A 19,595-nucleotide genomic window follows, 5' to 3' on the forward strand; every position below is an offset into this window, starting at 1 on the left:
CCTTACACGGTCACCGGATTCGGTTTGTTGACATCAATGCCGTACAACGTGATGGCATCCTTGACCGCTTTCGACGGCACATCGCCTTTCTCGGCCAGCGACTTCAGTGCGGCCACGGTGATGAAATAGCGATCGACTTCGAAGAAGCGGCGCAAATTGGCACGCGAATCGGAACGACCATAACCGTCGGTGCCTAGCACGCGATAATTGGTTGGCACCCACTGACGAATCAGATCCGGCAAGGACTTCATGTAATCGCTGGCAGCAATCACCGGGCCATCCCGATCTTTCAGCATTTGCGTGACATACGGCACGCGCTCGTCTTTATCGACATGCAGCAAGTTGTGGCGGTCGCAATCCAGGCCATCACGACGCAGCTCGGTGTAACTGGTTACACTCCAGATGTCCGATGAAACACCATGATTGTCACGCAACAATTCGGCGGCGGCCATCACTTCGGTCATGATCGTGCCGGAACCAAACAGCTGCACTTTCGGCGCTTTTTTGCCTTTGCCTTTGACCGCCACGTCGACTTCGTTGAACAAGTACATGCCTTTCAGAATGCCTTCTTCGCTGCCTTTTTTCAGTGCCGGCTGCTGATAATTCTCGTTCATCAGCGTGATGTAATAGAAGACGTTTTCCTGATTCTCGACCATACGGCGCAAACCGTCCTGAACAATCACAGCGAGTTCAGCACCGAACGCTGGATCGTAAGCAACGCAGGACGGAATCGTCGACGCCAGTACATGCGAGTGACCGTCCTCGTGTTGCAGCCCCTCGCCGTTCAAGGTCGTGCGACCGGCTGTGGCACCAAGCAGGAAACCACGTGTTTGCATGTCACCAGCGGCCCAGGCCAAATCCATCGTCCGCTGCAGACCGAACATCGAGTAAAAAATGTAGAACGGGATCATTGGGTAGTTGTTCGAGCTGTAGCTGGTACCCGCGGCAATCCACGAGGACATCGCGCCCGCTTCGTTAATCCCTTCTTCGAGCAACTGGCCTTTCCTGTCTTCTTTGTAATAGGCAACCTGATCGGCATCGACCGGGTCGTACAACTGACCGACCGACGAATAAATGCCGTAAGTACGGAACATACCTTCCATACCGAAGGTGCGCGCTTCATCGGGAATGATTGGCACAATACGGTTACCAATTTTCTTGTCTTTCATCAGCACATTCAGCAAGCGCACGAAGGCCATCGTCGTCGAGATTTCGCGATCGCCAGAACCATTGGTCACCGCTTCAAAGGCTTTCAGCTCCGGCACTTCCAAGGATTCGGATTTCGGTCGACGCGCCGGCAGGAAGCCGCCCAAGGATTTGCGGCGTTCGCGCAGGTATTTCATTTCTGGCGAATCTTCCGGCGGCAGGTAGAACGGCAGATTTTCCAGTTGGTCGTCCGGAATCGGCACCCGGAAGCGATTGCGGAAATGTTTGATCGCTTCGATATCGAGCTTCTTGACCTGGTGAGCAATGTTCTTGCCTTCACCAGACTCGCCCATGCCATACCCTTTGACAGTTTTCGCCAGAATGACGGTCGGCGCGCCCTTGTGATTGACCGCTTGATGATAAGCCGCGTACACCTTGCTCGGGTCGTGACCACCGCGATTCAAGCGCCAAATATCGGTATCGGTCATATTGGCGACCATCGCTGCCGTTTCCGGATCTTTGCCGAAGAAATGTTTGCGGGTGTAAGCACCGCCAAACGATTTGCAGTTCTGGTATTCGCCGTCGACAGTCTGCTCCATGATGCGCAGCAGCGCGCCGGTGGTGTCGCGCGCCAGCAACGGGTCCCAGTAGCGACCCCAAATCACTTTGATTACGTTCCAACCGGCGCCACGGAAATCGGCTTCCAATTCTTGAATGATCTTGCCGTTACCACGCACCGGACCATCGAGCCGTTGCAGGTTGCAGTTGACGACGAAAATCAGGTTGTCGAGTTTTTCACGGCCGGCCATACCGATGGCGCCCATTGATTCCGGCTCGTCCATCTCGCCATCGCCCATGAACGCCCACACTTTGCGACCATCGGTTTTCTGCAGATCACGGTTCTCCAGATACTTCAAAAAGCGCGCTTGATAAATGGCCTGAATGGGACCAAGGCCCATCGACACAGTCGGGAATTGCCAGAAATCCGGCATCAACCAGGGGTGCGGATACGAGGAAATACCTTTGCCATCCACTTCCTGACGGAAATGGCTCAGCTGCTCTTCATTGAAACGGCCTTCCATAAACGCGCGGGCGTAGATGCCGGGCGAAGCGTGACCTTGGATGTAAACGAGGTCGCCGCCTTGGCCTTCATCACCTTTGAAAAAGTGGTTGAAGCCGACGTCATAAAGCGTCGCGCTGGAAGCAAACGACGCGATGTGGCCACCGAGTTCCAAATCTTTTTTGCTGGCGCGCAGAACGATGGCCAGCGCGTTCCAGCGGATGATCGAACGGATGCGTGCTTCGATGGCTTTGTCACCCGGATAAGTCGGCTCTTTCGACGGCGGAATCGTGTTGATGTAAGCGGTGGTAGCCGTGTACGGCAGGTAGGCGCCGCTGCGGCGGGCTTTGTCGATCAAGCGCTCCATCAGATAGTGGGCGCGTTCTACGCCTTCGTTTTCCAACACGCCATCGAGCGCATCGAGCCATTCCTGGGTTTCGATCGAATCGATATCCTGCATACGGTCTAAAGACATAAAAGAACCCTCGCATCGGCACCTTCAGTGGGTGCTATTAGGTAACGCCTGGTTCCGCGCGCGGCGCCCAAACCCCAAGCCGGTGACAACCGAAGCGCTGCCCACTAACCCCCTTCGCTAGATAAAAATGGGGGTTTCTAGCAACAGCACGATGCGACATTGGGATTGCAGGACGCCCGAACGGCGGCCATAAAACTTCCGCCAGTCTAGGCGCCACAGTCGGAAAAGCCATTGAATACGAATGAAATCAGCCGTGCTCAGACCAGTTAGACGGCGGTTTCAGCAAAAACTTACTTGCAGATAAGTAAAACATGGGTAAACTGCCAGACGTTCAACTCCGGAGTCCACATGACCGCCCAACGAGAGACAGTAAAACGAGACACTCGCGAAGCGATTCTGGAACTGGCCGAGCGCTTGTTCTATGAAAAAGGTTTTCGCGGCTTCAGTTACGCCGATCTGGCCGGTCCATTGAACGTCAAACCCGCCGCCATCCACTACCACTTTCCGAGCAAGGACGATCTGGGCGTCGCCATCATCGAGCGCATTCGCGAACGGCTAAGCCTGACCGCTCAGCGCTTCGAGCAAGACCAATCACCCTGGCCGCAACGACTCGACACTTTATTCAATTATTACAGTCACTTATGTGATGTGCATGGCGGCGTCTGCGCGATTGGCATCAGCGCCACCGAGGCTGAATCTTTGGGTAGTGCGATGCAAGTGCAAATCCGCCTGCTGATCAAGGAAGTGCTGAATTTCCTGGTGCAGGTGCTGGCCCGTGGCCGCGATGCCGGCGCCTTCCATTTCGAAGGCAAAGCCGAAGACCAGGCTACCTGGATTCTGGCCTCGCTCGGCGGAGCACTACAGCTGCAGCGACTGACCGGCATGGCCCAACTGAAAACGGTGATTGGCGAGATCCGTCATAACCTGATCAGTGCCGACTGATTATTTTTCATTACATCACTTACTTACTAGTAAGTATAAGGAGAGCAATATGACCAGCCATCTACGGTATTCGCCGCCCAAACCGCTCGTCGCCGTCAACGATCTGAACCCACAGCCGTGGCTGGCACCACTGGCCGGTGCCGCGCTGGGCTATGGCATCAGCCTGTTGCCAAGCCTGTTCAATACTGTTGCCTTACCGGCCTGGTCAGCACTGACCTTGTTGCTGGGTTTTGTCTATCTGGCGTTGTTGCCAGGCTGCCGTTTGGTCTGGCCGGGCTTGGCGCTGGCGGTGGTCAATATCAGCGTCGCCCTGACCACGATGAGCAACGCCAGTGCGCTGAAAGCCTGGCTGGGGGTGCAAACCATTATCGCCGCCGTATGGCTGTTGCGCCGGGACCAACCGGAAGAGCTTTCCACTGCTGGCTTGATTCTCGGGCTCTGTGCTTCAGCGACCGCGCTGATGCCCTACGGCATTTGATTCACGCGTCGTTACAGCAGCGCGCCAAACAGCGATAGCAAAGCAATCAGAACGACAATCAGGATCAGCGCCCGCTCGGCCAACGCCAATGCCTGGATATTTTCTTCCAGCGGATCAGCAGACAGCTCGTCGTTGAAGCCGAGCGCGCCAAGACCGGTTTTCAGCAGCATTTGTTCGATGCTGGCAGCGCCATCGCGCCAGTACGGATGCAGCACCGAATAGCCGCGCATGAAGTCACCGACCAACGCGAACACCAGCGCCGTCAAACGCGCCGGCAACCAGTTCAGCAACATCAACAACTGACCGACCGGTTCCTTGTGCGCATGCTGCGGCTCGCGCTGAACCATGTCGTGATGCATGACGACCAAACGGTAGAAAAGACAAGCCGCCGGGCCAAGCAGAACAAACCAGAACAACACGGCGATGTAGCGGCTGTTGATATTGGTAAAAATCCATTCGCTGATTTTGCGCGCCATCGACGGCGCATCTTCACCGGCATCAGCATCGATAATAGTGTTGGCATGCTCCCAGGCACTTTGCCGATCAGCTCGCTCCAGTGCGGCGATATAGGGGTTCAGCACGCTGCGCAGATCTTCCGGCCCCAAGCAATACCAGAGCACCAATGCACTGACAAAAAGGTAACCGACCTGCCCCCCGAAACCGGATGGCAAGGCGAGCAGAATGACCAGCACCAGCGGCACCAGCGCGCAGATAAACAGCACGCCACCGAGCCCTTCGAATTGGGCCGGAAATTGGCGCTGCAGCCAGCGCCGAAAGCGCACAAACCAGCGAAAATTGCGATAACTCGGGCTGATTCGGAAGTAAAGCTCCAACACCAGCACCAGCACAATCGCGAGTAAGGTCATCTGTTGTCCTTGTTCATGGATGAACTTGTAGATAAACGTGGCGGCAAGCATCTGAGCAAAATCACCGCTCGCCGACAGTCGATTATTACATATGAAAGCAAATAACCGTTCCGAAATCCGCTCAACAGGCTGTCAGCAATGCCCGCTGAATGCTACCCCTCTCCCCTGGCCGCAAAGACCTCAGCCACCCGCCGCTCACCCGAGTTGCAATCATGAATCACTAAGAACACAAGTAGGTCCGTATATGGACTCCTCCCCTATTGCAAGCCATCGTCGAAAGCGACAAAGGAATGAGACTGCAAACGTATATCCGACCTGTTGGTGAGCGTATCAATCGCTCTGGCCATAATGGTTTTCGCTCACACCGTGCCTATCGAATTCGCGGCCTTTCCTGTTCAGGAGGCCGTCGCACCTAGCGGCATCATGGTGTGCCGGTCTTACCGTTGTGCCATTCTCGATGACTTGGCAATCTCTGGTGGGTTAACTCCTATCGCTTAATTGCTCTTCCGATAACACTGGCCTTTGCTCAACAACGCCCAGATGATGCGCGCGTTTTTGTTGGCCACGGCGACGGTGGTGACATTGGTATCGCGTCTTGCCTCCAATGCCTGGATGTTCAGGCTGCGTGCATCGTGTTTTTTTCGGCTGGCATTTACCGCCGCTCGGGCGCCGTGAATCAGCAAGGTTCGCAGTAATGGATTTCCGCGCTTGCTGATACGTCCCAGACGCTCTTTGCCTCCGCTCGAATGTTGCGTTGGCACCAAGCCCAAATACGCGGCAAATTGTCGCCCGCTGCGAAATTGTTTGGCATCACCCACTTGCGCAACTAATGCGAAGCATTGATGGGGCCAATGCCTTCGATGGCCAGCAGTCGCTGAATGCGTTCATCGTTTTTCACGCAAGCCAGCACCTGCTTGGTCAGGGCATCGAGTTGTGCACTCATGAACGTCAGCTCGTCATAAAGCTGACGCAACAGTTGCCGCATCAACGGACACAGCTCATTGCGCGGTTCGTCGATAATCGCCGGCAACTGACGACACAATGCCGTGGCGCCATGCGTCGAGATGACAATGCCGTGCTCAGCCAATAACCCTTTGGTTTCATTGATGAGCGCGGTGCGGGCACGGGTTACTCGTTGACGCACCCGATGTAAGGCTTGCAGTGCCAGTTGCTCCGGTGGCTTGACCGTGACAAAGCGCATCGTCGGTCGTGACAGCGCTTCACAAATCGCTTCGGCGTCATTGGCATCGTTCTTATTGGATTTGACATAGGGTTTGACGAACTGCGGCGGCATCAGCTTGACCACATGGCCCAGGCTCGTCAGCCGGCGTGCCCAGTAATGCGCACCCGCACAGGCTTCCATGCCAATCAGCGTCGGGGCCAGCTTGGCGAAGAACGGCAGCATCTGTTGACGGCTGAGGCGTTTGTTCATCACTGGTTTGTCGTGGTCATTGACCGCATGAAGTTGGAAAACCTGCTTTGCCAGGTCGATTCCGATGCGCTTAATATTCATAACGGACTCCTTCCTTCTGTGACTGAAACGTTACTTCAACTTCAGTCTGGCACTTCGATGCCGTGGATGGGAGGAGTCCATACCATCAAATTCATTCGCACAGGGATTTGGTGGTTGCCGCGATTTTCATGATGTCCGAATAAATCCTGAGGGATCCCCACGAATTTATGCATATTCGACCTTCGTCATATCCTGTAATGCTTGTCGCATAAGGGCAAGACGGAAGGTAAATCTGTTGCGCACGACGTTCCATCCCAGTTTCAGCACCGAGAGCACGCGCCGTTTCGTCTCGGTGTTGGCTTGGTAGTCTTTCTGCATTTGCTGCGATTCGGCGTAACGACCGATCACCGTCAAGGTAAACAACGCCACCGCCGCCACGATTAACAGGTTTTCGATCTTGTGCCTCAGATAACTGCGCATTTCCTCGAAGCGCCACCCCAAATGGGATTTGGTGTCGCGGAAGCTTTCTTCGATTTTCATCCGCTGTTTATGGATGGCCACTATCTCCTGACTGCTCAAGTCGGACAGCGAGCGTGAGCTGGCCAACACCCAGGGTTCCTTTGCCCGTCGCCTCGCTTTCAGCACATTGGCATCCCGGCTGGCAGCACGGTGCCGGTGTCGTTTGCTGTCGGTCGATTTGCTTTTATACAGGTGCAACGTACAACGGTGAGGATGGGTTTTGGCAAGCCGCACATCGCCAATCCGGCGCGCTATTGCCGTGGCGGTTTCATGCAAGGTCTGACAGGCTTGCCAGTCCTTGTCCAACCGCTTTTGGTAGCAAACTTGGCCTCGGATTCGGGCCACCCAATGCCAACCGTGCTTTTCAATCGCTTTGAACCAAGGATTGCGAAAGCCGGCATCCATGACCAGAATGGGCACACTTCCCGCTGGCAGGATCTGAGCCAGGTTTGCCAGCACCGTTTTCATGGTCTTGGCTTTGTCCATGCGCCCGCGCCTGTACACTTCTTCATAAATGGCGAGCGCGCGTCCTTTTTGAGTGCCGCCACCCGTAATACGTATTGCTCACTACCGGGATGCACTTGACTCCAGTCCAGCAGCAACAGCGGTCGAGTTTGCGTGCCTGGCAGGAAATGAGCAAGCCATGCATAGAGCGGCGTCCGCTCGCTGTGCAGATGGCGGTTATCCATCAGCCGGTCGACCGTTTTGATCGCGTGCTTGACCGAACCGCCGTTGGCCAAGCGCCGCCCGAGCGCTGCGATACCCACGACCCGATAGAGGCAAGACGTCGCCACCACGGCACTCAAAATCGCGCGCCGCGCACTGTGCATCCGCGGTAGCCAATCACTCAGCCAATCGTTTACCATCTTTCGCACAAACACGATTGCTCTCTCCGATTCCGTTTGGTTTCGTCACCGGATCTGATCGGCTGCAATCGTGTTTGTTCCATAATCCCTTGAATTTTTTCGGCTTTTCGTGGGGATTTCTCAGGATAAATCCGGCCCTACCAAAACCGGCGGCGCTCATTCGCGCATTCGCTGGCAACACAGAAACCCCGGCGGCCCACCGCTTGTCCGAATGGTGGTCTTGGCGAGGCAGGTCAGAAGCGGTTATCCGATAGCTCCTGCCGAAAACGGGCCCAGTCAAAATATGGCCCAGGGTCGGTTTTGCGGCCCGGCGCGATATGCTCATGACCAACGATGCGTTGCGGCGACAGACCCGGATACTCCTGCAATAGCCAAGCGGTCAACGCCACCAGCGCGGAATACTGGGCGTCGGCAAACGGCTGGTTGTCGGAGCCTTCGAGCTCGATGCCAATGGAAAAATCATTGCAGCGCTCGCGCCCTGCGAAACTCGATTTGCCGGCATGCCAGGCGCGCATGCCACAATCAACAAACTGCTCAACAGCGCCATCACGCCGGACAAAAAAATGCGCTGACACCTGCAGCGACGCGATATCGGCAAAATAAGGATGAGCGCCAGCATCGAGTTTGCCTTGGAACAATTGCCGCACGTAAGGCCCACCAAAGGATTCCGGCGGCAGGCTGATGGCATGAATGACCAGCAGCGAAATATCCTGCGGGTCCGGCCTGGCATCAAAATTCGGTGATTCCACAAACGTGGCGTCGGGATAACGCGGCGCGTAGCTCATGCAAAGGGCAAACGTCATTAAGCGTGGACAGAAAACCAGTGTACCGAAACCACGGTAAATTTCCTGCCGGGATTTGCGCCGAAAATAATTATCATGCTTTTAGCTTTTGCACTTCGTGATGTGAACCGAATGACTCAACCTGACAAGCGTGAAATAAAAAAGCGATGCCGGAGCATCGCTTTTTAGACCATTTGCGGTTTACGCATCGGCCGCCTCTTTCAAGCGGCGCAGGTTGGAAATGACTGACTCCAAGGCTCGATCGAACAGCGCGGCATCATCAAGTAAGCGCACACTACCACGGCGCAGCGCAACTGCCAGGCCAGGGCGAGTGTATTCGGCGACTTTGACGCCGGAGCGGTTGACGAAAATCAGCTTGCCGACGGCCGGAATGCGCGCGGCCAACTTGCAGCGCTGCGGCTTGCCGGTTTCCGACATCTCTATCCAGCTACCAATAGGCAAACCGTCTACCTGATTCAGGTAGCCATCCATTTCTTGTTCGTGCTCAGGCCGGCTGGCCAGCACGATTTCATCCAAATCGCCTTCGTCGTGCACCGCCGGGTCGATATCAAACGCGGCCAGCAACGCCGCATCTTCCTCACTAGTTTCCGGCAACTCGTCAGCGAGCAAATCAGTTTCGTTTGCCGCCGCGCGTTTGGCAACCGGCGCCTCGACGACGTCATCAAGACCCGCATCTTGAAGACCAGAATCCTGCACGGTTTCGACTGGCATCTGGGGTGCGATTGGCGCCCGCATCAAATGCAAGTGCAGACTTTCCAGCTCCTGCAGCATCGTGGTCGTTTCAATCGCACCGTAGGAAATCGATTCAAAGCCAGCACGCAGCTTGCGGATCAAGCCCGGGATCATGCTTGGCAGCTTGGCGCGATCGCTCAAGGATTTGATCGTCACCGATTCGACCAGCGTTTCGGCAACCTTGACCGCATCCTGATATTCCACCGACGCAGGACCACTGCGCACATGTTCCAGGAACAGCACTTTGCTCCAGACCTGGCTCAGCATCCGGGAAACCACATCCGGCAACTGACGGTTCTGGGTCAAGCGATTGAGCACGCGATCGACATTGCTCTTGGCCGATTCGCTGAGCGCTTTGCCTTCTTCGGCTTCTTTCGTACGACGCTCGATGATGGCGCTGCGGCGGCGCTCCTCTTCAACGTAGGCACGGAATTCTTCCAGCAGCGCCGTAAACAAACCGACGTCCTGATCGAACTCGCTCAATACGCGCTGGACGATTTCTTCGATTTTTCCCTGCAAACCGTCACGGCCGCGACGCTCTGGATCCCAGCCGATACCGGCGTAGGCCATTTCGTTCAACAACAGACGAGCGGCGTGGTTACGATTGCTGAAGAAGGTCTTGTCGACCAGCGCTACTTTCAATAATGGAATTTGCAAACGACCAAGCGGTGCTTTGATTTCGTCCGGCAGGTTCTGGTCGCCGAGAATAAAGTCGAACATCATGCTGACGATGTCGATGACATCATCATTGACCGAACCAATCGCCTTGGCATCAACGCGGCCAACCACGACTGGCAAGCGACTGGCTAATGCGGCACGTAAGTCAACCTGCTGACCGCCCATGCTGCTGCCCGCTGCGGATGGGTCATGCTGCAAATGCGACAACGCATTCAGCAGCTGTGGGGTTTCCACCATAGGCATGACTGGCGCACCAAAGCCGCCATCGAGAACGGCGCCGGTTTGGCCACCTTTCTGCACCGACAGCAGATCACGCAGAGCGTTGAATACTTCAGCCTTGATATCGCGCGGTTCGTCGTAACTCTCAGAAATTGGTGCCGAGTTTTCCTCCGCGCGATTGCGAGCCGGTCGGCTTGGCTGTTGCGATGTATTGCGGGCTTTCGGTTTGCGTAAATGCAGGTCCGGCAGCACACCGTTGTCGGCCAGGAAGTTATTCAAATCGTCATAAACTTCGGCCAAATTGCTGACAACAGCGCGCTCAAACAGTTTGTAAACAACCAAACGCGCTTTCAGATCCAGACCCAGCGTCGAGGTGGCGCTACGGAAGCTTTCGCAAATACGTTTCGGATAAATCGGCAGATCGTCCGGTTCGACGCTGCAGTTCGGCACCACGGCATCGAAACGGCGGGCCAGATGGCGCAAGGCCTCCTCGTGACTCTGCTTGGCCTTATTGACCATGCCATCGATGGCGAGGTTTTCTTCCAGCTCATCTTCTTTGACGAGACTCAAGGCATCAAGTGAAAACGGTGAACTGACTTCAGCACGGCTGGGACTGGTATCGCCGGCCAGCTCATAGAACGCGTTGTGCAATTCCTGACGAAAGACGTTTTCCATGCCTTTGCGCTTGATCCGCAGCTCGCGCATCGCGTCGAAGTACATGGTTTGGTCTTTGTTGTTGGTTGCTTTGTCGGCCAGATCAAACAGGGTGTCGTCAGCCGTATCGAGCATCTGCCCGAACAGCTTGTTGATCGAATCGAGAGCTTGATCACGAACGCGCTCAATCAATTTCGGCAACTTGCGCTCCTGTCCCCGGCGAGCATCGCCGATTGCATTCGGGTTATAAACCTTGGGTTCAAACGCCATGATACCGTTACCTGAAAAGCCTTACAAAACTGGGGTTAGGGCAATTGGCGACCTGCAGCCTTGCCCACGCCTTATATAAATAACCGGTAGGGACGCCAGCCGCCGTGATGCAACGCACATCCCCTGACAATTTTGGTCGCTTTCCGACCAGCGAGGGCAATCGATTGTATAGACGGTCGTCAGGCTGGTACAGCCATACTGAGCAATTTCATCGATTTGCCATTTTGACCTCGGCAAACCGATAATGTCCGCCGATTTCAAGCCCTTTCGCTCTCCCATGCATAACCAGCTTTCCCCCGCTTTTCTTGAGCAAGAACGCATCGAGGCCGTGCGCCGGGCCTTGCGTGAAGACCTTGGTCAGACCGTAGATGCCGAACTCAATCCCAACCTGGACGTCACCGCACAGTTGATCGATGCGGAAATCATGGCGGAAGCAACCATTACGCTTAAAGAACCAGCCGTCATCTGCGGCCAGGCGTGGGTCGACGAAGTGTTCCGACAATTGGAGACTTCAGCGCAAGTTAACTGGTACGTCAGTGAAGGTCAAGACTGCGACGCCAATACCGTCGTTTGCACACTCCATGGCCCCGCTCGAGCCCTGCTAACAGGTGAACGCAGCGCCTTGAACTTCCTGCAGACACTCAGCGGAACAGCCACTGTCACCCGCCAATACAGCAAACTTTTGGAGAGAAGTAAGTGCAAACTGCTGGATACCCGTAAAACCTTGCCGGGTTTACGCGCAGCACAAAAATACGCGGTCAGTGTAGGTGGCGGTTGGAACCACCGTATTGGTCTTTTTGATGCTTTTTTAATCAAAGAGAATCACATCGCGGCCTGCGGCGGCATTGTCCAGGCGGTGCAACGCGCCCGCCAAATCGCGCCGAATCTGCCAGTCGAAGTTGAGGTTGAGAGTTTCGAAGAATTAAGTGAAGCGCTTACTGCCGCTGCAGACATCATCATGCTTGACGAGTTCAGCGACAGCGACTTGGCGAAAGCGGTCGAATTGAACAAGAGTAAAGCCAAGCTGGAGGTTTCCGGCTCGGTGACTCCAGAGCGGCTTAATATTATTGCTAATGCAGGTATCGATTTCGTTTCCGCTGGTGCTTTGACAAAGCACGTTCGCGCAATTGATTTCTCAATGCGTGTTCGCACCAATTAACGATGATTCGAATATCGGCCAATCATAGTTGACCTCTTTCGAATATTCTGCACGCAATGCTTGCTCAAGCGCCTTCACTGGCGCTTGAGCAGCAAACTCACTAATCAGATCATCGGTCCATTCTTTCGTATCACGATTGAACAGGATGTACGCCGCAGGCTTATCAAGAGTTGGCGGAAGCAGTAACAGCTGCCAAGGCTTCAACACCGCAGATCGTAATTTCCTGCTGACTTGCTGCTCAAAGTACTTCCGCTTCACTTGCATTTTCGGATAGCCATCAGAAATTTCATAGTGCATCGCGGCATACTGAACCAGCTTGCCGGTATCGATGTTTGTCACATCTGCCATATTCTGATAATAAAGGCCGGTTTCCATGAACCTAACCCTTTCGCTTTCTCCTTCCAAAAGAGCTGAATCGTTTACAGCGCCGAGATAGCCATTTAACGAAACACCATCGAAACGAAGCGCATGGTTTTTTTCCATGTTCAACACTTCGACTAATGTAGGGGCTAGATCAACTAGCGAGGAAGGGAATTTCACTTTCTTTGGTTGAATTTTGTTTTTCGCTTTGCCAAAACCTTGAAAAGCCAAAACGACCTGCGTCTGTACTGGATCCATCAAATTCACACCGTGCCCATTGAAGTAGCCCAGGCTTCTCGCGCCAAACTCAACAGCTCGTTCTGGGCTATCGCCCTTGTAGCCTGATCGCGTTATTTCTGTGATCCGCTTTTGATCGATGTTTTCACCATGATCCGACAATAAGACTACAATCGCGTTTTCAAGGTATCCGAGGCTCTCTAACTCCGTTAATAGCTGATTGAATTGTTCCGAGGCCCTTCTGATGCCCGCACTATGCCATTTTTGAAAGTACGAATGTGTTCTGTTTTCGAAAGGAGTTCCATGCTCTCCCCAAAAGTAAGGATAGTGTGGGAGACAAAAATGTGTTGTCAGAAATAGCGGACGGTGATCTTTTTTTCTGGCCAGTCCATCCGCAAGTATGCGGTTAAACTGGTGCGGTAGATAAGACCCATCAGTTGCTCGATTACCATAGCCATTGGGAAACGCCCAACGTAAAGTCGGGAACGCTTCCAACAACACATTGTTCAATGGCAAGTCGGAGATCTTACTGGTGATAAAATCAATGGCGCCCATGCGAGGACCATAGACTTCTTCGAATCCGTAGCTTTCATCGATATTGCTGAATAGGCGCTCATCCATTGCGAATATGGTTCGATACCCTTCCTGGCCAAGTAACTTGCCAAGATAAAAGCGCTTGTCGATTAATTCTGGCGGCGTCAAATTGTAGCGGGCACCCGTGCTGATGGGGTGTCGTCCAGAGAGGATACTGTTCCATGCAGGAAAGGTACGCGGCACAGTCGTCAGCGTGTCTTCAAATAGAACACTATTGTCAAAAAAGTCGGTTAAAAAAGGAAAATGTCCTGGATATTCTGTCAGATGTTCAATGGAAAATGAGTCAATCCCCACCACAATGATATTTGGCCTTTCATCTGCTGCTGGAATTGATGTAAAGGATTCTGTTACCAATGTGTTCCGATTGTAGCGATTAATTCCGCCGCAAAACACCAACGCTAAAACGACCGATAACCAAATGTATTTTCTTTTGGACGCAAAAACTAAGCAAACTGCAACCAGCCATAACCCGAAGAATAATAAGCTCCAGGCGAACAGATTGCTGTCAATGAAATACTGGGGAACTGAAAGATCAAATTTTGAGGTCGGATACCACAGAACATTGACAAATGAGCTAGCCACCCACACCAGTAAAATCAGCAAAAACTCCAGCAAAATTGCCGCACGAAAAGTGACTTTCTTTAACTTAAGTGCGTTGAAGGCAACGTAAAAGCAAAACCAATGCGCCAACCAAACGAGCGCAAAGGAGGCGAAAAAAAACAAGAAAATCTGCCCAATCAGGTAAGGGGATTCTTGAATCAGGCCACCTATCAGAGCCAACTCAATTTGACTGGCTTTACCGGCAATACCAGGTGCTAAATACTGAGCGATAAAACCCAAAATTGAAAATGCCCACGCGACCAGTTTGAGACTTCGTTTGGCGCTAAATTTCATTCTTATTTTCCAAGCATCCACTGCTAGATAATCGTTCAACACAAAATGATCTTACTTCGAATAAAAAGAACTACATCGAACCACTCATTGTTGGTCTGACCAATGTCAAAACAACAAGAGTGGTGCCGGTAATAGGAGTCGAACCTACGACCTTCGCATTACGAATGCGCTGCTCTACCAACTGAGCTATACCGGCTTCCTTGCGTTCGAGGCGCGCAAGTATAAGTAGGCCAGCCAGTTAGAACAAGCCCGCCGAAAGCCTATGGTTGTACGTTTTCCGCTTGTAGCACCTCAACCAATTCCAAGGTTTCACGGTCAAATACGCCCAAGTGACGCGCCCCTCTAGCAATCATCGGAATTACGCCGTATCCAACAGGAGCAGAAGGGAGGCTATCCAAAAGCGCCACATAACGATCGTCAAACGCCTTTAGCTTCGCTGTAGAGGTATAGCTAAGTGCGTCCTTAAACTCGGACTCGTGTACCTCAAGTGGTTGATAGTTGTCCGGATTTAGATGCGGCGGCGTAGCGCCTGTATAGGCGGACACCTGTTCTTCGATATCAGCCAAAGCGCCGATATCGCTCGAGACTCGGACATACTGAGTGGGAGAAACCACTGCACGTTTCCATGGAACTTCCACCAGATCCAATGGGCGGACTACCCGAAGCTCCTCATGATAGAGAACGACATACAGTGGTCGGGCCTGAATCATGATGATTGCACCATAAATCAATGCGGCACACTGAATCAAACCAATCACGGTCAAATCCATTTTCAATGTCGGCTTTCCTGATTTGAACACCAACAATGTCAACAAAGGGCCCAGAATCACATCGACTGGCACTAAAATAGACAAAAGACCCGCACCACCTGTCACATGGAAAAGCGGGCCCTGAAACCAGTAAAAACGGCAGACAATTAGAAATACCAAGGCAATCAAAGCGCTGATAAGCAGATGAATAGTAAAAGCCTTCCAACGAGACATAAGCCGATGACTTCCAAAACCAAGGGGAAATAACCGCATAGGATAAAAAGGCCATAAAAATTCGCAAGCCTGGTAGCTGGTGACAATTTTTGTCAGATCCTGACGATCTTCCGGGGTAAATTCTTAATCCCCTCCCAAGCGCAATCCACAAAATTTGCCTTGTCGCCAGCAAAAATGCGAAGCACCGCACAGTCCAAAACGTTTTCTACTAATGAAAGGGTGTTTTGCTTCTATTCCTTTTCATTTGTTGCTCATAATGAAAAAACGCTGAACATGGCATAGCACTTGCTATGTACAGTTCAGCACCAAAACAGTCGCATCGCTTTGCGGCGGTGCGCTGTGCAAGTATCAGGAATGTCGCCTATTCTTGTTGCTTGGAAAACCGTTCCCTCAACTCTTTGGAGTTACACCATGAAGACACAAAAAGGTTTTACCTTGATCGAATTGATGATCGTGGTCGCGATCATCGGTATTCTGGCCGCGGTAGCGCTGCCGGCTTACCAAGACTACCTGAAGCGTTCGAAGCTTTCGGAAGTTGCTGCCGCGATTGGCGCCTGCAAAACTTCTGTTGCTGAATATCAAGCGGCACGTAATGAGTTCCCAGCTAATGCTGACGATGCCGGCTGCTCTACGGGCGCCACTCAATATGTAGCGTCGCTGGCAGTTGCTGACGGTACTGGCGTGATCAGCGCCACCATTCAAAACGTCGGAACTGGCGCGAATGGCGAAACCTTGTCTCTGGCACCTTGCAGTAACGATGACCCGAATAGCTGCACCGCAGCAACCGACTCTTCTTCAATTCAATCTTGGTATTGCTACACCAGCGCTGCCGCAACAGATTATAAGCTGTTCCCAGCGACTTGCCGTAATGCCGGCTAATTTCGGAGTTGTCGAAAAGGCGAGCTCAAGCTCGCCTTTTTTATTTTTGGATTTGCTGCCTATAATTTCGTAAATCTCGATCAAGACAGAAAACATAATGAGTTTAACGCCATCAAAAATCGCCCTAGGGGGCCTGGCCAAACGCTTGGTGCAAGACGGCGTACTGGACGAAAGTATTGCGCAAGAGTCCGTTGCACAATCACAAAAGACCAAGCAGTCATTGATTAGCTACCTTGTACAGGGAAAACATGCCAAAGCACATGTGCTAGCGAATATTGCCTCTCAGGAGTTTGGCACTCCGTTGTTCGATCTGGACTCCATGGATGTTGACCAGATACCCAAAGAGTTAGTCGACGAAAACATTATCCGCAATCAACGGACAATTCCCCTGTTCAAACGTGGGAATCGGCTCTTCATAGCTATATCTGACCCTACCAACCTTGAGGCATTGGACAAGGCTAGATTCCAAACCGGCATGTCAGTCGAAGGTATCCTGGTCGAAGATGACAAACTCGGAAAATTTATCGACAAAATTCTCGATGAGAAAGAAAGCGGCGGACTGTCCGAATTCGATGATGAGGACTTGGATAATCTCGACATTCAAGGCGGAGATGATGATCCTAAGGACGAGGGGGATGCGGGTGGTGACGATGCGCCGATCGTTCGCTTTATCAACAAGCTCTTAATCGACGCTATCAAAAAGGGCGCCTCGGACCTACACTTTGAGCCTTATGAAAAGGAATACCGCGTTCGTTTCAGGGTTGACGGCGTACTCAAAGAGATGGCTAGTCCACCGGTAAATCTTGCCAGCCGCTTGGCCGCACGTTTAAAGGTAATGTCTCGTTTGGATATCGCTGAACGGCGCGTACCACAGGATGGCCGGATCAAGATGAAGTTGAGTAAGAACAAGGCCATCGATTTTCGTGTTTCGACCTTGCCCACACTCTGGGGCGAAAAGGTCGTTATGCGTATTCTGGACCCAAGCTCTGCGATGCTCGGTATCGATGCGCTGGGTTATGAGCCAGTGCAGAAAAAGTCCTTTATGGACGCGATCGCCAAACCACAGGGCATGGTATTGGTAACTGGTCCAACTGGTTCAGGGAAAACCGTTTCGCTTTATACCGCTGTAAACATTCTTAACGATGAGGAAACGAATATTTCAACGGCCGAAGACCCGGTCGAGATTAACCTGCCGGGCGTTAACCAAGTTCAAGTCAATCCAAGAGCCGGATTGACGTTCCCTATGGCGCTGCGCGCCTTCCTGCGCCAAGATCCTGACGTAATTCTGGTTGGCGAAATTCGAGACCTCGAAACGGCCGAGATTGCTATTAAGGCAGCTCAAACAGGACACTTGGTGCTCTCGACTCTTCATACCAACAGTGCTCCAGAAACCTTGACACGCTTGGTAAACATGGGAGTTGCGCCATTCAATATTGCTACAACAGTACACCTAATTATCGCTCAACGCTTGGCTCGGCGCCTTTGCTCTCATTGCAAAAAGCCGGTGAAAATCCCGGCGGAAGCGCTGCTTAAAGAAGGTTTCCGAGAGGATGAAGCAGAGACCTTGACGCTCTACGAGCCTGTTGGTTGTGACAACTGTAACAATGGTTATAAAGGACGGGTAGGTATATACGAGGTTATGCCCGTATCTAACGAAATTAGTAGGATTGTCATGCGTGGTGGGAATGCAATTGAAATCGCCGATCAAATGAGAGCTGAAGGCATTTCTGACTTGCGTAGTTCAGGGCTGGAGAAGGCCAGACAAGGCGTTAGTAGTCTGCAGGAAATAAACCGAGTAACGTCTGACTAAACTATTAGGTACCCATTACTGGGGCCCTTCTGCGGATGTATCGCGGCATTTTTGGGTGTATGCTTTTCAAAGTGACAAAATGCTCCAATTGAGCCTAACGTGGTCCACCGCACTGCAACAAGAAGGTTGGGAGACCCAATATTCCTCGGATTTCGCCAAGAAACCCACAGTATTTCAAGCTCTTAGGTTATAGTATTGAATAATCCCATTACGTTGGTTGAGGATTTTTCATATGGCATTGCAAGCGGTTAAAAAAGAAGTTCCGGTCAAACCACGGCCAGGGGCGATTACCCGCCAAAAGCAGACTGTTGAAAAACAGAAAACCTACGTTTGGATTGGAACCGATAAAAAAGGCCAGAAACTCAAAGGTGAAATGCAGGCCTCCAATGAAGCTTTGGTCAAAGCCCATCTTAGAAAACAAGGCCTGGTTCCAGTTAAGGTCAATCGTAAAGCAGCGGATCTGTTTGCCCCCCGAAAGAAACCCATAACGGCATCCGATATTTCTCTCGTGTCACGCCAATTAGCGACAATGATGAAGGCGGGCGTGCCATTGGTTCAGAGTTTTGAAATTATCGGGAAAGGGAATGATAAGCCAGCAGTTCAGGAGTTGATGCTGAACATCAAAGCGGATGTTGAAGCCGGTGCACCTTTCCATGAGTCGCTTCGTAAACATCCTAAAGAGTTCGACCCATTATTTTGCGACCTCGTGGCAGCAGGGGAGCAGTCTGGTGCACTGGAGCAAATGCTTGACCGGATTGCCACGTATAAGGAAAAAACGGAGCGCATCAAAGCAAAAATTAAGAAGGCGCTTTTTTATCCGATAGCAGTATTAGTTGTTGCCGTAATCGTGACAGCCATTTTGTTGCTTTTCGTTGTTCCCATGTTCGAGGACATGTTCAAGAGCTTTGGCGCAGACTTGCCGGCCTTTACACAGTTTGTATTAGGCATATCGAGGTCTCTTCAGGAAACATGGTATGTGTACCTCATTGCCATCGTTGCTGCCTCATTCGGATTTGGTTACTTGAATCGAACCTCTCAGAAATTTCGTGATGGTAAAGAGCGCGTAATACTGAAGATGCCAGTGGTGGGTATGATTCTTCATAAAGCAGCCATTGCGCGTTATGCCCGCACACTTTCCACGACGTTTGCGGCGGGTGTGCCGTTAGTCGAAGCGTTGGAGTCAGCAGCAGGCGCCTCTGGTAATGTGGTTTATCGGAACGCAATCTTGAAGATTCGCGATGACGTAACCACTGGTACTCAAATGAATTTGGCCATGCAATCGTCAGGTGTTTTTCCAAATATGGTTGTACAGATGGTTGCTATCGGCGAAGAATCAGGCTCTTTGGACAGCATGCTGTCCAAAGTTGCTGATATTTACGAAGCCGAAGTCGATGATGCCGTCGATTCACTCAGCGCGCTGTTAGAGCCGATTATCATGGCTGTGCTTGGCGTGGTTGTTGGCGGATTGATTATCGCCATGTATCTACCAATCTTTAACTTGGGTAAAGCCATCTAATA

At 52.2% G+C, this 19,595-nt stretch carries 14 protein-coding genes, 1 tRNA gene and 1 pseudogene; 6 read left to right on the top strand and 10 right to left on the bottom strand.

Features of this window, described 5'->3' with window-relative positions; genetic code table 11:
* Positions 1-2: 2 nt before the first annotated feature.
* The gene (aceE, locus tag E2H98_RS04740) at positions 3-2,666 is read right to left on the bottom strand and encodes a pyruvate dehydrogenase (acetyl-transferring), homodimeric type (RefSeq protein WP_198325300.1); all 2,664 of its coding nucleotides are present in this window, start codon (positions 2,664-2,666) and stop codon (positions 3-5) included.
* Positions 2,667-3,029: 363 nt separating this feature from the next.
* Between aceE and E2H98_RS04745 the strand changes: the two genes are divergently transcribed.
* Together E2H98_RS04745 and E2H98_RS04750 are read left to right on the top strand one after the other, a co-directional pair.
* Positions 3,030-3,623, top strand: a complete 594-nt coding sequence (locus tag E2H98_RS04745; protein ID WP_133591449.1) for a TetR/AcrR family transcriptional regulator — start codon at positions 3,030-3,032, stop codon at positions 3,621-3,623.
* A 49-nt stretch (positions 3,624-3,672) separates the two neighbouring features.
* Entirely contained in the window at positions 3,673-4,101 is a 429-nt protein-coding gene (locus E2H98_RS04750) for a hypothetical protein (RefSeq protein WP_133591447.1), read from the top strand.
* Between the two features lie 11 nt (positions 4,102-4,112).
* On the opposite strand, the gene ampE is transcribed toward E2H98_RS04750, so the two are convergent.
* The 6 genes and pseudogenes from ampE to E2H98_RS04780 all read right to left on the bottom strand — a co-directional run bounded on the left by ampE (position 4,113) and on the right by E2H98_RS04780 (position 11,161).
* A complete protein-coding gene (ampE, locus tag E2H98_RS04755) occupies positions 4,113-5,018 on the bottom strand; it encodes a regulatory signaling modulator protein AmpE (RefSeq protein WP_133591445.1) in 906 nt (301 codons plus the stop codon).
* A 443-nt stretch (positions 5,019-5,461) separates the two neighbouring features.
* Positions 5,462-6,480: pseudogene (locus tag E2H98_RS04760) on the bottom strand (IS110 family RNA-guided transposase).
* Positions 6,481-6,645: 165 nt separating this feature from the next.
* A complete protein-coding gene (locus E2H98_RS04765; RefSeq protein ID WP_232475460.1) occupies positions 6,646-7,425 on the bottom strand; it encodes an IS4 family transposase in 780 nt (259 codons plus the stop codon).
* Positions 7,404-7,820 (bottom strand): hypothetical protein, encoded by a 417-nt coding sequence (locus E2H98_RS04770; protein WP_157591250.1) that lies wholly within the window; start codon positions 7,818-7,820, stop codon positions 7,404-7,406. The genes E2H98_RS04765 and E2H98_RS04770 overlap by 22 nt, the downstream gene beginning before the upstream one ends.
* 218 nt (positions 7,821-8,038) lie before the next feature.
* On the bottom strand, positions 8,039-8,590 hold the full coding sequence (gene ampD, locus E2H98_RS04775) for a 1,6-anhydro-N-acetylmuramyl-L-alanine amidase AmpD (RefSeq protein WP_133593141.1): 552 nt from the start codon (positions 8,588-8,590) through the stop codon (positions 8,039-8,041).
* 198 nt (positions 8,591-8,788) lie between these two features.
* The gene (locus E2H98_RS04780) at positions 8,789-11,161 is read right to left on the bottom strand and encodes a DUF1631 domain-containing protein (protein ID WP_133593139.1); all 2,373 of its coding nucleotides are present in this window, start codon (positions 11,159-11,161) and stop codon (positions 8,789-8,791) included.
* 277 nt (positions 11,162-11,438) lie between these two features.
* Here E2H98_RS04780 and nadC point away from each other — a divergent pair, with 277 nt between their 5' ends.
* Positions 11,439-12,320: a carboxylating nicotinate-nucleotide diphosphorylase gene (gene nadC, locus E2H98_RS04785; RefSeq protein ID WP_198325301.1), complete on the top strand. Its 882-nt coding sequence runs from the start codon at positions 11,439-11,441 to the stop codon at positions 12,318-12,320.
* Here the strand turns inward: nadC and E2H98_RS04790 are convergent.
* From E2H98_RS04790 to E2H98_RS04800, 3 genes are all read right to left on the bottom strand, one after another.
* The gene (locus tag E2H98_RS04790; protein WP_133593135.1) at positions 12,297-14,405 is read right to left on the bottom strand and encodes a sulfatase-like hydrolase/transferase; all 2,109 of its coding nucleotides are present in this window, start codon (positions 14,403-14,405) and stop codon (positions 12,297-12,299) included. The two genes, nadC and E2H98_RS04790, sit on opposite strands and share 24 nt — an antisense overlap.
* A gap of 120 nt (positions 14,406-14,525) precedes the next feature.
* Positions 14,526-14,601 (bottom strand) — tRNA-Thr (locus E2H98_RS04795).
* Positions 14,602-14,665: 64 nt separating this feature from the next.
* On the bottom strand, positions 14,666-15,388 hold the full coding sequence (locus tag E2H98_RS04800) for a hypothetical protein (protein ID WP_133593133.1): 723 nt from the start codon (positions 15,386-15,388) through the stop codon (positions 14,666-14,668).
* Positions 15,389-15,799: 411 nt separating this feature from the next.
* Here E2H98_RS04800 and E2H98_RS04805 point away from each other — a divergent pair, with 411 nt between their 5' ends.
* The 3 genes from E2H98_RS04805 (at position 15,800) to E2H98_RS04815 (ending at position 19,593) form a co-directional block, all read left to right on the top strand.
* Positions 15,800-16,267, top strand: coding sequence for a pilin (locus tag E2H98_RS04805; RefSeq protein ID WP_133593131.1), 468 nt, complete (start codon positions 15,800-15,802; stop codon positions 16,265-16,267).
* A gap of 97 nt (positions 16,268-16,364) precedes the next feature.
* On the top strand, positions 16,365-18,077 hold the full coding sequence (pilB, locus tag E2H98_RS04810) for a type IV-A pilus assembly ATPase PilB (protein ID WP_133593129.1): 1,713 nt from the start codon (positions 16,365-16,367) through the stop codon (positions 18,075-18,077).
* Positions 18,078-18,309: 232 nt separating this feature from the next.
* A complete protein-coding gene (locus E2H98_RS04815; RefSeq protein WP_133593127.1) occupies positions 18,310-19,593 on the top strand; it encodes a type II secretion system F family protein in 1,284 nt (427 codons plus the stop codon).
* Positions 19,594-19,595: the final 2 nt, after the last annotated feature.

Origin of the sequence: Permianibacter aggregans, assembly GCF_009756665.1 — a bacterium.
In the GTDB taxonomy this organism is placed as follows: Bacteria; Pseudomonadota; Gammaproteobacteria; order Enterobacterales; family Permianibacteraceae; genus Permianibacter; species Permianibacter aggregans.